This window comes from Bifidobacterium sp. N4G05, from assembly GCF_002742445.1.
In the GTDB taxonomy this organism is placed as follows: Bacteria; Actinomycetota; Actinomycetes; order Actinomycetales; family Bifidobacteriaceae; genus Bifidobacterium; species Bifidobacterium hominis.
In genome coordinates this window covers 351020-365459 of sequence record NZ_NJNQ01000003.1, presented here as the reverse complement: position 1 = coordinate 365459, position 14440 = coordinate 351020, and the positions used below count along the sequence as shown (strand labels likewise).

General features: G+C 50.8%; 10 protein-coding genes, 1 tRNA gene, 1 rRNA gene and 1 pseudogene. 7 read left to right on the top strand and 6 right to left on the bottom strand.

What is annotated here, in order from left to right; genetic code table 11:
* Nucleotides 1-71: 71 nt before the first annotated feature.
* Nucleotides 72-2501, bottom strand: a complete 2430-nt coding sequence (locus CE153_RS04705; protein WP_236824465.1) for a DUF3427 domain-containing protein — start codon at nt 2499-2501, stop codon at nt 72-74.
* 446 nt (nt 2502-2947) lie between these two features.
* Here CE153_RS04705 and CE153_RS04700 point away from each other — a divergent pair, with 446 nt between their 5' ends.
* Together CE153_RS04700 and CE153_RS04695 are read left to right on the top strand one after the other, a co-directional pair.
* On the top strand, nt 2948-3217 hold the full coding sequence (locus CE153_RS04700) for a type II toxin-antitoxin system Phd/YefM family antitoxin (RefSeq protein WP_099571436.1): 270 nt from the start codon (nt 2948-2950) through the stop codon (nt 3215-3217).
* On the top strand, nt 3217-3486 hold the full coding sequence (locus tag CE153_RS04695; RefSeq protein WP_065440024.1) for a Txe/YoeB family addiction module toxin: 270 nt from the start codon (nt 3217-3219) through the stop codon (nt 3484-3486). Before CE153_RS04700 ends, CE153_RS04695 begins: the two co-directional genes overlap by 1 nt.
* 410 nt (nt 3487-3896) lie before the next feature.
* Here the strand turns inward: CE153_RS04695 and CE153_RS04690 are convergent, their stop codons facing one another.
* Nucleotides 3897-5651: a UvrD-helicase domain-containing protein gene (locus tag CE153_RS04690; RefSeq protein WP_236824464.1), complete on the bottom strand. Its 1755-nt coding sequence runs from the start codon at nt 5649-5651 to the stop codon at nt 3897-3899.
* Nucleotides 5652-6081: 430 nt separating this feature from the next.
* Complete coding sequence (locus CE153_RS04685; RefSeq protein ID WP_099571433.1) at nt 6082-7086, bottom strand: Gfo/Idh/MocA family protein; 1005 nt, start codon at nt 7084-7086, stop codon at nt 6082-6084.
* Nucleotides 7087-7270: 184 nt separating this feature from the next.
* Here CE153_RS04685 and CE153_RS04680 point away from each other — a divergent pair, with 184 nt between their 5' ends.
* The 4 genes and pseudogenes from CE153_RS04680 to rrf all read left to right on the top strand — a co-directional run bounded on the left by CE153_RS04680 (nt 7271) and on the right by rrf (nt 9638).
* The gene (locus CE153_RS04680; protein WP_099571432.1) at nt 7271-7744 is read left to right on the top strand and encodes a very short patch repair endonuclease; all 474 of its coding nucleotides are present in this window, start codon (nt 7271-7273) and stop codon (nt 7742-7744) included.
* Nucleotides 7745-7874: 130 nt separating this feature from the next.
* Entirely contained in the window at nt 7875-9080 is a 1206-nt protein-coding gene (locus CE153_RS04675; protein ID WP_099571431.1) for an aminotransferase class I/II-fold pyridoxal phosphate-dependent enzyme, read from the top strand.
* Between the two features lie 234 nt (nt 9081-9314).
* Nucleotides 9315-9456 (top strand): annotated as a pseudogene (locus CE153_RS09000) (Ppx/GppA family phosphatase); the annotation flags it as partial.
* 65 nt (nt 9457-9521) lie between these two features.
* Nucleotides 9522-9638, top strand: a 5S ribosomal RNA gene (rrf, locus tag CE153_RS04665).
* Nucleotides 9639-9746: 108 nt separating this feature from the next.
* Here rrf and CE153_RS04660 read toward each other — a convergent pair.
* Complete coding sequence (locus CE153_RS04660) at nt 9747-12047, bottom strand: hypothetical protein (protein WP_143433088.1); 2301 nt, start codon at nt 12045-12047, stop codon at nt 9747-9749.
* Between the two features lie 68 nt (nt 12048-12115).
* The gene (locus CE153_RS04655; protein ID WP_099595299.1) at nt 12116-12790 is read right to left on the bottom strand and encodes an ABC transporter ATP-binding protein; all 675 of its coding nucleotides are present in this window, start codon (nt 12788-12790) and stop codon (nt 12116-12118) included.
* Between the two features lie 314 nt (nt 12791-13104).
* Here CE153_RS04655 and CE153_RS04650 point away from each other — a divergent pair, with 314 nt between their 5' ends.
* Nucleotides 13105-14202 (top strand): endonuclease/exonuclease/phosphatase family protein, encoded by a 1098-nt coding sequence (locus CE153_RS04650; protein WP_099595298.1) that lies wholly within the window; start codon nt 13105-13107, stop codon nt 14200-14202.
* A 59-nt stretch (nt 14203-14261) separates the two neighbouring features.
* On the opposite strand, the gene CE153_RS04645 is transcribed toward CE153_RS04650, so the two are convergent.
* Nucleotides 14262-14334 (bottom strand) — tRNA-Arg (locus tag CE153_RS04645).
* Nucleotides 14335-14440: the final 106 nt, after the last annotated feature.

Here is a 14440-nt window from a genome sequence, read left to right as displayed (position 1 = left end):
GGAAACCGCTGATTGATTAATTGATTGATCGGTGCGGCGGCTGCAAACAGAGCCGCCACGCCGACGGTTATTCAGAACGCGGCATTGCCGGTGAGGTGACGGTAGAGTTCGGGATCAACCGGTTTTATGAGTTTCAGTGTGGAGATCACAACTTTCGATTGGGTGCCATCATCCGCAATATTCACTGATTCGTGCGCATCGTTGACGGCCACTGCGGAACCGACATAATAGTAGGATTTCTCCTTCTCCTCAACTTTACGGCGAATAAAAATGGGAATAAAATGACGATTCCTCCATTCCGACGCATGCTCCGTGCCGTCAAGCATCCATTTGAATTCAGGAGATCGCAAAGAACGATTATTCTTGCTGAACCATTCAATTTCTTCAGGATTCAAGAAACGATCGCCATACTGACTTGCCTCATATTTAATGAAAATCGGCAAGGAATTCGTATCGGTGTCAAGCTTATATCCGCCCACGTTCTGCGGAATCTGCTCATCCTTCCATGCGCATAGCTGCATGACGTCAGCGAGACTGTATTTCTCGCCATATATGAACCCATGATCTGGCGTAACGCGACGCTTGCGAGCCTCCCGTGACAGTGCAAGAGCATTAAACAAGCTAGCTTCGATAGTGTCCGTGAAAAACGTGCGGAATGTTGAATGTTGGAGCATCGATTCGCATTCCTGAGTCAAAACGTATGATCCATCATCATGCATGTAAACCAAGGAAGTATTGCCGAAACGAGTACGATTCGCACTCGTGAAATACGAATAACCTAACGTGGAAAAAGCAGAATCACACTGCTGAATACTCTTATCGGCATAAGGGAACAGCGCAGACAATAATGTTTGCAAATCAGGCAGGCTTAGGCTGTGCTGCGCGGAAAAACTTTCGAATAATGCGGCCGCATCGTCAGAACAATCCGCATCAATATGATGCCAGTCCAAACCACAGAGCACAGCGAGAATCAACGACTCATGCGGGCGCAAACCACGCAACTGAGTCGCAGTCAACATTTTCAGCACACCAGACTGCGCGTTTGACACCGGTTCAAGCTGCTCCACATACGAAGCCGACGCATGCTTGCCGCGCGACAGACTCTTCTCACGAGAGACCACGAACGACAGATAATCGTTATTCTTCGAAGCCAACGTGAATACCAACGACGCATCGCGATGCGCGAAATCCATCAACATCGGAATACGCCCCAACTCATAGCGCATCTGCTGATACTGCTTGCTCAACAGCTTCATATCCGACAAATCAGCGGTATCAAGCGAAGCGAGCACGCGCTCGCGGGCGATTTTATCGAAACTGATCGAAGAAATGCCGATGGACTCGCGTTGAAGATTCTTACGGGCCACATCACGATCGCCAGTATTGCCATACAATGCGATCGGAATCAAATAATTATTGGCGTAATTGCCAATAAAATCAATCACTACAACCGAATCTTTACCGCTTGCCTTACGTAAACCTCGGCCGAGCTGCTGTGTGAAAATAATGCTCGACTGCGTTTGACGAAGCATAACAATTTGGTTGATATGAGGAATATCCACACCTTCATTGAATAAATCAACGGTGAAGATATAGTCAAGTTCGCCATTTTCCAGCTGTTTGACAGCTTCGTCACGTTCAGCTTGCGAGTTTTCGCCGGTAATGGCTTTCGTGCGATACGGTCGTTCCGCCTGCTGATTCACCTGCTCGTTGAACATGGCGGACAGACGTTTCGCCTCATCACGGCGAGAACAGAACACCAAACCGCGCACATCGGTTCCGGCTTCGCTGTAAATCTGGATTTTGTCGATGATATAGCGCACGCGATTAGGGTCGGTGAGCTGTTCGAGCCAACGGGAAAACTCAGTGCGATCCTTGTCTGTCATGGAATTAGCGGAAACCTGCTGCCCCATAAACTTGCCGTCCGGCGCTTCCTTGATATATTCGCCAACCCCGTAATAGTGGAACGGGCAGAGCATATCCTCTTCAAGCGCCTTCTGCAAGCGAATCTCATACGCAACGTTATTGCCAAATAATTCAAAAATATTCGCACCGTCAGTACGTTCCGGCGTTGCCGTCATACCAAGCATGAAATCAGGAGTGAAATAATCAATAATTCTCTTATATGAATCCGCGGCGGTATGGTGAACTTCGTCGATCAAAATATAATCGAAATCGTTTTTGCTGAATTGTGCAAGAATTTCCGGACGAGACATGGTTTGCACAGTGGCAAACACATATTTACGATCATGCTCTTTACTTGTTCCGGAAAATAATCCAAGCTCAGCATCGGTGCAACGAAGCACTTTCTGATATGATTCCCGCGCTTTTTTGAGAATTTGTTCCTGCTGGGCGATGTACAGCATGCGATTCGGCTTATATTGGCGCACGTCGAATGCGGACAGATACGTTTTGCCGGTGCCCGTTGCCGAAATAATAATCGCACGGCTTTCGCCCTGTTTGCGCAGTTGCACAAGATTCATCAACGCTTCGACCTGCATGGCATTCGGGGTGATGGCTGCGTCGGAATCGTTGTTCTGCCTGCGATTCGGCTGACGAGGCGGTGCGTATTTCTTGAAATCTTCCTCGTATAATGCAAGCCAAGCGTCGGTGAGCGGCTTGGATTCGCTGATTTGCGAATCAATTTCCTCTTCAAGCTGTCGTGCAAGACCACTTTGATTGGTGGAGGCGACCTTAAGGTTCCATTCGCGATTGGAATTCAGTGCGTTAATGGTGAGATTCGAACTACCAAAACATTGATGATCTTACGTGGCGTCATGGCTTCCTTTCTTGTCGAAAAATCAGATCCAGGATACAACGGGGGTGATTGCGCCAAGCCCAAAGATTGAAACAAAACAACAGGTGACGAGGTTTCTTGGCGTTGTGAATTTTTCGGTAACAAATAAAGTGGTACAATATCTTGTACAATCATAGGAGGTTATGGGTAATGGTTACAGCAATCGCATACAGTAATTTTCGCAAGGAACTTAAGTCCTACATGAGGAAGGCAAACGAGGATGCCGACGCGATCCTCGTTACGAATTCAGACCCGAAAGACAATATCGTCGTAATGAGTGCTAGTGACTACGACTCCCTTATGGAGACGCTGCATATCTATGAGAATCCTTACCTTATGGACAAGGTACAAAGGGGATTGGCTCAAGTTAAGTCAAGGCAGACTATTCGTCATGACCTGATCGAGCAAGAGGGGAAATAGTGATTCTCTCGTGGACGGAAGACGCATGGGATGACTATCTGTACTGGCAGAGGCAGGATCCCAAAACTTTCAAGCGAATCAACTTGCTGATAAAAGATGCCATGCGATCGCCTGCTGAGGGCATCGGCAAACCCGAACCTCTTAAATGGGCTCTTCAAGGAGCATGGTCACGTAGAATCGACTCGGCGAACAGGCTCGTCTACACAATCGACGATGATGGCATCACCATTCTCTCCGCCAAAAGCCACTACAGTAAAGAATGGTCATGATCCGACCTCACAAAATGGGTGAATCGTGAGGTCGGGAGGTTCATCACGCAAAGCGGGGCTCAAGAAATCAGTAGAGTTCTTTCCAGACTGGCATGAATGCATGCTCGTGCCGATAGGAGAGCACTGCTTGGTGATATTTCGCGGAATCCTTCCGGAAGAACCAGGACCCCAAGGGCTTGGTTCGGGTGCAATCCACGAGATCGCAACAAGCTTCCAAGCTGAACCGGTCCATGAAGCGGAGTAGGGCAGCGGCGCAATCGCCGTCCTGTCCGGAGGGGATATACTTCAGTCCGTAACCTCAACCAATGAAGCAACGTGCGTTACGCACACAGTATAGGACATGCAGACATTGGCGAAGAGCTGGAGATGATCTCTGGAAGCAAAAAACTTTCACATCACGTATGCCACGCTTATTTTGCTTGTTGGGTGTAGCGGCAGTTCGGGAAGCCGGTGCATCCGTAGAATGAGCGGTTCGGATCGTTTCGATTGTGCCGCAAGCTTAGGGCTTCGCCGCAATTCGGGCATTGCGGAGGAAGTTTGACTCCTCGGAAAATGTTCGGGCAGATCTTGCTATGCAGTTCGTACATGAATCGTGACGGGCGGGTCTGATCCACGATGAAGAACAGTTTCTTCTTGCATCGGGTCATCGCCACGTAAAACAGTCGACGTTCCTCCGCGTGCGGGCATCGCTCCACTTCCGGCAATAGCAGACCAAGCAGTGGCTCTTCGGGAATCGTGCTTGGGAAACCTTTCAATCCGCCGGAACAGCACAGCAGAAATACGAAATCGCGTTGTAATCCTTTGGAAGCATGAGCGGTCATGAAACGAATATCCATATCCGGTTTTTCAAGAAAACGAATATTACCAGTGCTCTGGTCAATGGAGAACAGACCGTCTTGATCGCAACGAATCATGAGATTGATGTCACTGCGATACCGGCCAAGCAATAGTACGGACGCGGTTTTCGGCAGTTTACGCAACTGCTCGACAATTGCATTGAATCGTTCTTCCTCAGTATGCCCGCCAAGTGCTTTCAGCGAGTAATCCTTCTTATCGCTGGGATTATGCAAGTGTTTGACATACAGATTGGTGTCGCGCATCACGAATGCTCCGCTTGCGTCGATGAGGCTTTGCCGGAAACGCCGTGTGGTGGTGATTTGGAACATGCGGGTCGGACCCCAGTCGTGCCAAATTCGGTCGAAATCGAGAATGAGATGAAGGTCGCTGCCTGCGAAACGATAAATCGACTGCCAATCGTCGCCAACGCAGAACAATGAGAAATCATGTTGCAAGCGAAGCGCGCGGATTAGCTCATAACGCGGTCGTGACATGTCCTGATATTCGTCAATCAGCACATATTTATATGGATGACGGTATGAGCCATTATTGACGCAACTGATGGCATCGACGATCATTCCTGGAAAATCAATACCATTATTGGTTGCGAAATTCTGCACATAGGCGTGATAAAGCGGTTCTATGAGTTGCAGCATCTCACGATTGCGACCGATGTTTTTACCGCCGTAACGTTCGTTAAGAGTTTGCATTCCAGCAGTGTCAATATTGTTTGACCGCATATGCTGGATAATGGTTTGTATGGTATCGATAAGATTCTGACGATATTGATTGAATGCATAATCGTCTGTTGGTAACTGAAAATTCTCAAGTCGTGCAGCTGTGGAATATTTATCGAGCAACTGTTGCGACATGAGTTTAAATGCCAGAAGACGATAGGAAACATTGTGTTCAAGCAAGTATTCAAATGCGTTACGCACCACATTGTTTGACGTATGCCCGTCAATAATTGGACGATTGGCAATAGTGGAGGAACGGCAGATTTCCAGTCCGAGACTATGGAATGTGCATGCGCGGATGACTTTGCCGGTGCTTTGCGTGATGCGACTCGACATTTCGTCGGCGGAAGCTTTGGTGAACGATAACACCAGAATCTCTTCGGGGGTGGCGGTTCCTGTGTTCAGCAACCATGCGATATAGCCGACGATAGTAGTGGTTTTGCCGGTTCCCGCACCTGCAAGCACCAGCGTATTGTGACCAGCTCCGGCGATGGCGCTGATCTGCTCGTCACTCAGATCATGCTTTTCGATTTTGCCGATGATATTCCGCGCCCTTGCAATCTGTTCGGCGGGAAGCAACGGTTGCGGCATAAGCTTCTGCGCCGGTTGTGAATTGGCATGAGATTGCGCTCGCGAACGATTCGTTGTGACGGAAGTATTGCAAGCTGTGGTTTGTGTTTGCGCGCGGTATGACGATCGCGCCAATTGTGATGATTGGGATGGCTGCGTAGGCTGTTGCGCTTGACGTGATTGTGCGGTGGACTTGTGTTGCGTCGTCTGCTGTTGCGTGGGCTTGGGAACGTTTTGCTGCGCGGTCCTGAGGACGGGCTGAGTCGCAGGTCTGGAGACAGATGGTTCTCCAATAAGCGCGTTCATGACCTTGCTCAGCAATCCCATAATGTTCCTCCTCAACCAGTGCAAGGAGAAATTATATGTGCTGCCAATGAATGCTTCAGCGTCGGCTGTTTGAAAGGAATCGCAATCCGCCGACGCTGAAACTAATATCGGAGCTCATTGGAACTCAACGTTCGAAGGGGTAGGTGAGGCTCCAGTCGCGGCGCAGGGAATCCATGAGTTCCATAATGCGCAGGGTGTCGGCGTGGGGCATTTCCTCGCATTCGATGCGACCGTCGATTACGGCCTGTGCGGCGGCCGCCACCTCGTACTCATAGCCGGTGAGCTGGGAGGGAACGTCATAATGCGCAACAACCGTATGATTGCCGTCATACACGTCAATCGCCTCAACGTTATTAATGTTCTGGCACGCCATATAGCCATCGGTTCCCCACACGGATCCCATGCGGTCGCTATGGCATAGAATCGAACTTTGCGCGGTCGCCATCACGCCGTTCTCGTAATAGAACGTCATGGAATTATGAGCATCCACGCCGGTTTCGTACGCTCGCATCGACGATTCAATGCGAGCGATCGGCGCATTATGCATGATCATGTCGATGAAATTGATTGGATATACGCCAACATCCAACAATGCGCCACCGGCAAGCGCGGGATCGGTGATTCGTGCCTTCGCGGTGGTGGGATAACACAGGTTCGCATCGATCGCCTGTATTTCACCAATCGCACCGGAAGTGAGAATCTTATCGATAATGGCGCGAGATGGCATGTATCGCGTCCAAATCGCTTCTGTGCATAGCATGCCGGTTTCCTTGGAAACGGATATCATCTTACGGGCCTGTGCCGCATTCGCGCCGAATGCTTTCTCCACCAGCACACCCTTGCCGGCTTTCATGCACAATATCGCTTGTTCCGCATGAAGATTGTGCGGCGTAGCGATGTACACCAAGTCCACGTTTGGATCGGCCACAAGTTCCTCATATGAACCGTATGAAACTGGAAAACCGTATTTCGCGGCGAAATCAGCCGCACGTCCCGCATCTCGTGCGGCGACAGCATACGGTTCCACCAAATCCGCATAACGACTGTCCGCGGCCATTTTCACCAACGTGTCAGCCATATGCTGTGCGATCCGGCCTGCGCCGAGAATCGCAACACGAATACGAGCCATATCAAACCCCATCTTTCGTAAACTGTCTGAACAGTGTTGATTCATTTATATTGCTGCGTTGCAAGTTCCAGCGTACGCCATGTGTGATCGCAACGCGCGTTGATCCGCATCGCACTTGCACGCGTTCGTCCGGATGCTTTTCTGATTTGCCGTATTTTGCCGGATCTTGCCATAATGGTGTGCTGTGGCAGCGCAGGAACAAATTAAGAAGACCGGAAAACCTCGGAAATCCGCAAAAAAAGAGAAATACGAGCGTGGCACGAGAAGTTACATCATGTCGCATATCCGAGGCAAAGACACCTCCATCGAAATGATGGTACGCAGTTTTCTTTTTTCGAAAGGCCTACGATTCCGTAAAAACGACAAGCGGTATCCGGGGCATCCCGACGTGGTGTTGCCGAAATACCGTACGATGGTGTTCATCAACGGCTGTTTCTGGCATATGCATGAAAACTGCCCGAAAGCCACCCGCGTACCGAAATCGAATGTGGAATTCTGGAGTGCGAAACTGCTGCGCAACCACGAACGAGATGTCAGACAGCATGCCGAACTTGAAGCGATGGGCTGGAAAGTGATCGTGGTGTGGGAATGCGAGCTCGCCAAAAAAGTGCGTGAGGAACGGTTGGAGAGACTGTACTGCGAAATCGTCGAAGCGTGATTCTTGCCGCTGGAACATGATGCTCGTGGTTCCAGCTTTCCGTGACATGTGATTTTCTGTTTTCAAAACGAGCGTAATGGCGGCGAGACGGTGTTTGCGATTTGTCGCGTCTGAAGAATACAAACGAACTATGGGAAATGCTGAGAACAGCGCGCTGCCGCAGATGTCGCACCGCGCCCAGATTGCTAATCCGTTCCGTGCCATGGTGTTTGGCGCGATGGCCGACGAGATGATCGCCGCAGGCACCGATGTGGTCAAGTTGAGCTTGGGGGAGCCGGATTTCGGCGCTCCACCTGCAGTGCGTGATGCGATGCGCGAACAGTATGATGGCCGTCCATTGCCCTATACCGCTGCAATGGGCTTGCCGGAATTACGTCAGGCGATTTCCGATTTCTACAAGGAACGCCACCATGTGAGCGTCGATCCGAAACGTATTGCAATCACGGCCGGAGGTTCCACGGCACTGCTGCTTGCCGCCGCATTGACGGTGAACGAGGATGACGAAGTGCTGATCGCCGACCCGTCGTACCCGTGCAATCGCGAACTGGTCCGCGCATTCGGAGGCAAAGTCGTGGACGTGCCAACGAACGCGGACACCCGATTCCATCTCACACCGGAACTATGCCGCGAATACTGGTCGGATCGCACCAAAGCGGTGATGATCACCTCGCCGTCGAACCCGACCGGTACCACCATCGCCTTCGACACCCTGAAATCCGTGTGCGATCTGGCGAAAGAACGCGGCGCATGGCGCATCGTCGACGAAACCTACCTTGACCTAGCCGACCGCGAACCGGACGGTTCCGACGTGAAATCCGTGCTCGCCTGCGACCCGGACGCCATCGTATGCTCCAGCTTCTCCAAGTTCTTCGGTATGACCGGCTGGCGACTGGGCTGGATGGTCGTGCCTGAATACGCGCTCGAAGCCATGGACGATCTCGCCACCAACTTCTTCCTGTGCGCGCATACACCCACCCAGCATGCGGCGCTCGCGTGCTTCACTCCGGAAACGTTGGCCGTGTGCGAGGAACGCCGTCAGGAGTTGCTGGAGCGTCGTCGCATTGTGGTTGACGGATTGGCTGAGATCGGTCTGCCGTTGGAGGTTGAGCCGAATGGTGCGTTCTATGCGTATTTCAATATTTCCAGCACTGGTCTTGATGCGTGGACGTTCTGTGAGCGCGCGTTGAAGGAAGCGCATGTTGCGTTGACGCCTGGTCGTGATTTCGGTGAGGCCACTGCTGATACGCATGTGCGACTGTCGTATGCGGCCTCGCGCGAGGCGTTGCGTGAGGGCTTGAAGCGGCTTGGCGATTTCGTTAGCAAGCTTCGCGGCTGATTTCTGCATGGCTTGTTGAGACTGTTGTTTTTGCGGTGAAGACGGTTTCGTGCGATGGAAACATCGTGTGGAACCGTCTTTTGTATATGTTTTTCTGTTGATTGCAATCGTTGTTTCCGCCCTATAAGAGGGGTAAGCACCCTTTTCTTCCTGACTTGAGATAAGAAAAAGCGAAGGTTGTCAATGGCATGTCGCGTAACATGTTAAATGCTTCGGTAACTATGCTGTTGAATCATGGTCGATTTGCATTCGTATGCCACGCGACTCGGTGTGCTTGATATTGGTTCGAATAACTGTACACATGCTCATCGTTGACGCGGCTTCCGGAGCTCGCCCTGAACCTGAGGCAAGCGCTAAAAGCACGGCGCGGCTGATGTGGTCAAACGTGTTGCGACACGCCGTGATTTGGTGATTGAGGCATGTGTGCGTATTATTTCATCTTGCGGTGATCAGAGCCTAGGTGAGACGCCCGGTCCCATTCCGAACCCGGAAGCTAAGGTCTAGCACGGCGATGGTACTGCACTCGAGAGGGTGTGGGAGAGTAGCACGTCGCCGCACTTAAACTTTTTTGAATCCCGAGTCGAGCATCGCTCCTCGGGATTTTTCGTTACGTGATTCGCCCAAGTCCAATTATGTTCCGGTTATGTGCGAAGGCGAATCCAGTGGTCACTGATTGCGGCGCTCAGGTAGCGAAAACCACCAACAGAACAATGCCGTTTCAATAAAAATGACAGGTAGCGGTATGAGCCACCACCAGCCAGTGGTGCCGAATTCGTTCGCGGGCGCAATAATCCAAGGATGCGAGCCCAGCCATCCCAGGAATACGGCTATGGTTGATCCCAACGACATGGTTATTCCTAAGGGTCTGAACAAACGCATGAGCTGAAATCGTGATGCACCGAATTCTTGAAGCGCCCAGCGTAATGTTGACTGCGTTTGACGTGTTGATATGGCCAATGCGGCGAATGTCAGGCCGCTGATAATTGTGGCCAAAGCTGGTATGGCAATGGCGCGTGCCATGTAGGAGCGGTAAGAGGTGGTGTCGTGTTCGGTAATGAATGCATACCCGCAACGGTTAATGATGTCGGATCGGATTGAATCGCGAACGCCGGAAGCGATTGACGGGAAATCAGTAATAACGAGAGTATGCCGGTTGCTTGGCGTAAGGCCAAGCGTTTTTGCCTGTGGTGAGTCGATTCCAAGAACCACGCCGGGCATGGTGTAATCATTGAGCAGCGAGTCGGTGCCCTCGGTGGATACTTGTGCTGCTTGAGTTATTTTTTGGGTTGCGGGATCGATGAGAATGATGCCAGTGTTGCCGCTTTCAGTAATATGAACGTCGTTGGTTTTACCGGCCAAAGATGAGTTGCTATCAACAAGCATGACAGTGGTTTCATTATCGGAATCTGAGTAGCAATCCGCATCGTCGGAGCCATGTTGAATGACGCAATCGTAAGCATGGGAAGTCGCGGCGCGGACCAGATACCGGGATTCATCCGGTGCCGTGAGCACGACGGCTTTATCTAGAGTCTCGGGATATTTGCCGGCAAGATAGTTCAAGTCATCCTGAGTCAAATAATCGGCGATGAACAGCCCATTATCCGAATTGCCTGTCGCTATCATCATTTGCCCGCTGAACAATGAGCTGGCACCTAACAATAAGAGTGCCAATGCACATACTGGGGCAGACAAACTTCGTGTACGTTCTACCGCATTGCATTGTGCTGGCGTGCGGAAAAGCCAAGGCAGTGAAAGGAGCAGAGGTCCCAGAGCGCAAGCCCCCATGACCGAGCCCACTGATCCGCCAAACGGCCATGCGGCTGCATGATAACGTTCTATCGCCACACAAGAAAACAGCAGAACGGCCGAGGAGAGAATGATGTACCATAATGCGTTTCTGGTTGTGATGTCATGCTTAAAGGACATGCGGAAGAACAAAACCAACCATGTCAAGCATAGCGAGCACAGCAAAATCGCTGCGACAAAAAAGATGGACAGCAGGGAAGTTGCTGATGGTTGCCATTCCCAATATTGGGCGAATATGTTGCCTATGATCCTGTAACTAAGACCGAATACTGTATATCCGGCCGCGATGCCAATTGCGGCTCCGGGTATTGTGCAAATAAGCAATCCTCGAAACACTGTCCATCTGCTGGTGGTGAGGGAGAATCCGCAAGCTACCAGAGCTTCTACCACAGCATCTCCAGAACACTGACCTGCTCGGAAGAATGCCGTCATTACTGCGATATGTACGCACAGCAAGCAAAGGAACAGAACTATTCCGTACCATTGGCATCCTGGCAGATCGCGAGTACGAACCGTTTCTTCGGCATTTCGTATTGTCGATTTGATGTATCCGATATTGACATTGTTGGTTGCGCTCTCTTTTGCGACTTCTCCCTGATTTACAGTAGCGTCATCGTCGGTGAGCCACATTTGTATGTTTTGGAGATTGTCTTTGGAAGACACTGCTGTTGCGTACACGGTGTTGGTGTTCGCAGCATCGACGGTGATGCCAATGAGCTTATAGTCGCCTGATAATGCGGAATCGTCACATTGCACGGTGACTATATCTCCCAGCTGGGCGTCAATTTGTTCAGCTGCGGCCCGAGACAGGGAGATTTCGTTTTTTTGCGACGGCTGATGCCCTTCGATGAGCGTGCCATATCGTGAGGGGCCTGTTAGAAAAGTTATGTCTGCGATGGTGTTTCGTGAAGAGCCGCTGGCGGAGGTGAGGCCTACTGATCCTTGTGCGGATTTGACGCCGATGGCCTTACCGTTTTGGACTTGTTGCCTGAGTTCTTCGGCTACATCGTTGCTGCCTCCTGAAATTTGGTACGTGTACCCTCCGGATTGACCTGCTGCGCCTTCTTTGGCGGCCTGTACGTATAGATTCAAGCTGTTTAAGGCCACCGCGGGTAGCATCGCCGACAATAATGCCACCACAAAGAGTGAGATGGTGAGCATCGGATGGAATCTCAAATATCCAGAGGTAACGTGCTTCGTGATTCCAGTGCTGTGGCAAGGCATGCCATTCATTGCTCCACCAACTTGTGGTCCTGAATGCGCACAATGCGGTCACTGTGCTGCGCGACCGTAGCGTCATGCGTTGCGATTATGACAATGGATCGCTCTTTGTGGGCAATATCTGAAAGCAATGTTGCGATTGCCTGCGTATTTTCCTCATCAAGCGCGCCGGTGGGTTCATCCGCGAGAATCACACGTGGTTTCATGGCGATCGCGCGTGCGATGGCCACACGTTGCTGCTCTCCTCCTGACAATTGGTCAGCCAAATGGTTTGCATAGCCTGCTAAATGCACTTCTTCAAGCAAGTTATCGATTATGTTGTTTTCAGTGCGGGAAGTTTTCTTAATCTTGGTTTGTCCGAGGTCCTTATGCGCCGCTTCAAACGCCAACATGATGTTTTCTCGCACGTCAAGATATGGAATGAGCCTGTAATCCTGAAATATGCGCATGCATAAAGATCCGAGAAGATTTTTTCGATCAATGGAATTGACATTTGCGCCATCAATGGTGACGGAGCCAGTGTCTGGTTGTAAAGAACCGTCCATCAAACGCAGCAAAGTGGTCTTTCCTGAGCCGGAAGGTCCCATTATTGCCGTTGTCGAACTTTCTTTGAATAATGCGCTCGCATTGTCTAAAATCAGACGTTTTCCATACGAAAACCCCACGTGGTCAAGTTCCAGCATGGTATAGCCCCCTCTCGGTATACATGAGCAGCCATTGCTCTTGCGTAAGGCGTCGTACCCCCATTAGTTACGATTTCTTATGTGTCCAGCATAATAGCATTTAATGGTTGGGGGCAAGATGGTGATTTTTGTGTTTCGATTGTTTTTCGTTAAATTTATGGAGACGATTGCGACTATTTGCCAGCGAATGTGGAAGTTGGGGTACTATAAAGCCGCACTATTGCCGATGGCGTTCGTCATGAACTCGGTTTTGATGGCTGATTTGATGATTGATGTATTGACTGATGGAACGCAATGCCCATGTTGGAGGATGTATGGCACGGTCTGGTACGCCTACGAAACCGCGTACGGCGCAGGCGAAGGCTGTTAAGCCTATTCGCACGTTGAAGAAAACTAAGTCGCATCGCGTGCGCAATATCATATGCGGTTTTCTGGCTGGCATTCTATCGATTGCGGCTTTGCTGGGCACTGTTTCGCACATACTGCCTGCTGAGATTCAGGCGTGGCCGTATGTTCCCATCATCGTTTCATTGGTGCCTTGGTTTGCGATTCTTGCAGTAATCGCGTTGGTTTGCGGCATTGTTTCGAAACGAACAATGTCGGTATTGCTTGCGATTGCAGCGATCGCTTTGCAAGTATGGTGGCAGTATCCGTTTTTCTACAATGAGACGAAGCTTCCGCGTGCTGCGATCGCAGCGGTTTCGGGAGCGTCCGCCAATACGCAGGATGATTACGCCCGTTTGATGACATGCAATGTGTTTAAGGGTCGTGCCGACGCGCAGGAAATTGTCGATGTGGTGCGTAGCGAGCGTGTGGAAGTGTTGGCGCTGCAGGAAACGACCGATGCTTTCGTGGACGAGTTGAACAAGGCTGGTATTGGCGATTTGCTGCCGTATGCGCAGGTGGCAAGCTCAGACGGCGTGTATGGCAATGGTTTGTGGTCGGCGAGTCCGCTTGTTGATCCAGCTGATGATGATGTTGATTCGAGCGCGTCGTTCATGCCAGGAGCCACGGTTGCATTCAATGATGGTCAGACGCAGATCCGTTTCGTTTCGGTGCATACCACGTCTCCGACCGATGGATATTGGCAACAGTGGAAGCGTTCATTGGATGAGCTTGGACGGCTTCGATACGATACGTCTCGCAGGTACGTGTTCATGGGTGATTTCAATGCGACCGACGATCATACGCCGTTCCGCAATTTCTTGGGAGCGCGGTTTACGGATGCGGCCAAGCAGGCGGCTGGGGGATTGGTGTTCACGTGGCCTGCGAATATCGATTATGTGCCGACGTTTGCGGGCATTGACCATATCGTATTGGATTCCGGCATGTTGGCCGGTCGGGTCAAATCGTTGAAAATCGATGGAAGTGATCACAAGGCGTTGCTGGCAACCGTGCAATTCGACGTGTGAGAAGAGTGTCGGCGCAACTACGTATCGACGTATCGGCTGCGTATCCGCATAAAATAAAGTGCCCCAGATAGGAATCGAACCTACGACACCTTCTTTAGGAGAGAAGTGCTCTATCCACTGAGCTACTGAGGCAACGAATCTTCATTCTACACACATTCCGGACGAGTGTGGTGCCGAAATGAAGAAATCCGAAATTTCTGCATGACTGTACGCCATATAACGCCTTGTAAAAACGTGT

Excerpts from the sequence above, each read along its gene's own strand:
- CE153_RS04660 (WP_143433088.1), bottom strand. The coding sequence starts at position 12,047 with ATGCTCACCATCTCACTCTTTGTGGTGGCATTATTGTCGGCGATGCTA.
- CE153_RS04690 (WP_236824464.1), bottom strand. The coding sequence starts at position 5,651 with ATGCCGCAACCGTTGCTTCCCGCCGAACAGATTGCAAGGGCGCGGAAT.
- CE153_RS04705 (WP_236824465.1), bottom strand. The coding sequence starts at position 2,501 with ATGCAGGTCGAAGCGTTGATGAATCTTGTGCAACTGCGCAAACAGGGC.
- CE153_RS04650 (WP_099595298.1), top strand. The coding sequence starts at position 13,105 with ATGGCACGGTCTGGTACGCCTACGAAACCGCGTACGGCGCAGGCGAAG.
- CE153_RS04685 (WP_099571433.1), bottom strand. The coding sequence starts at position 7,086 with ATGGCTCGTATTCGTGTTGCGATTCTCGGCGCAGGCCGGATCGCACAG.
- CE153_RS04675 (WP_099571431.1), top strand. The coding sequence starts at position 7,875 with ATGGGAAATGCTGAGAACAGCGCGCTGCCGCAGATGTCGCACCGCGCC.
- CE153_RS04655 (WP_099595299.1), bottom strand. The coding sequence starts at position 12,790 with ATGCTGGAACTTGACCACGTGGGGTTTTCGTATGGAAAACGTCTGATT.
- CE153_RS04700 (WP_099571436.1), top strand. The coding sequence starts at position 2,948 with ATGGTTACAGCAATCGCATACAGTAATTTTCGCAAGGAACTTAAGTCC.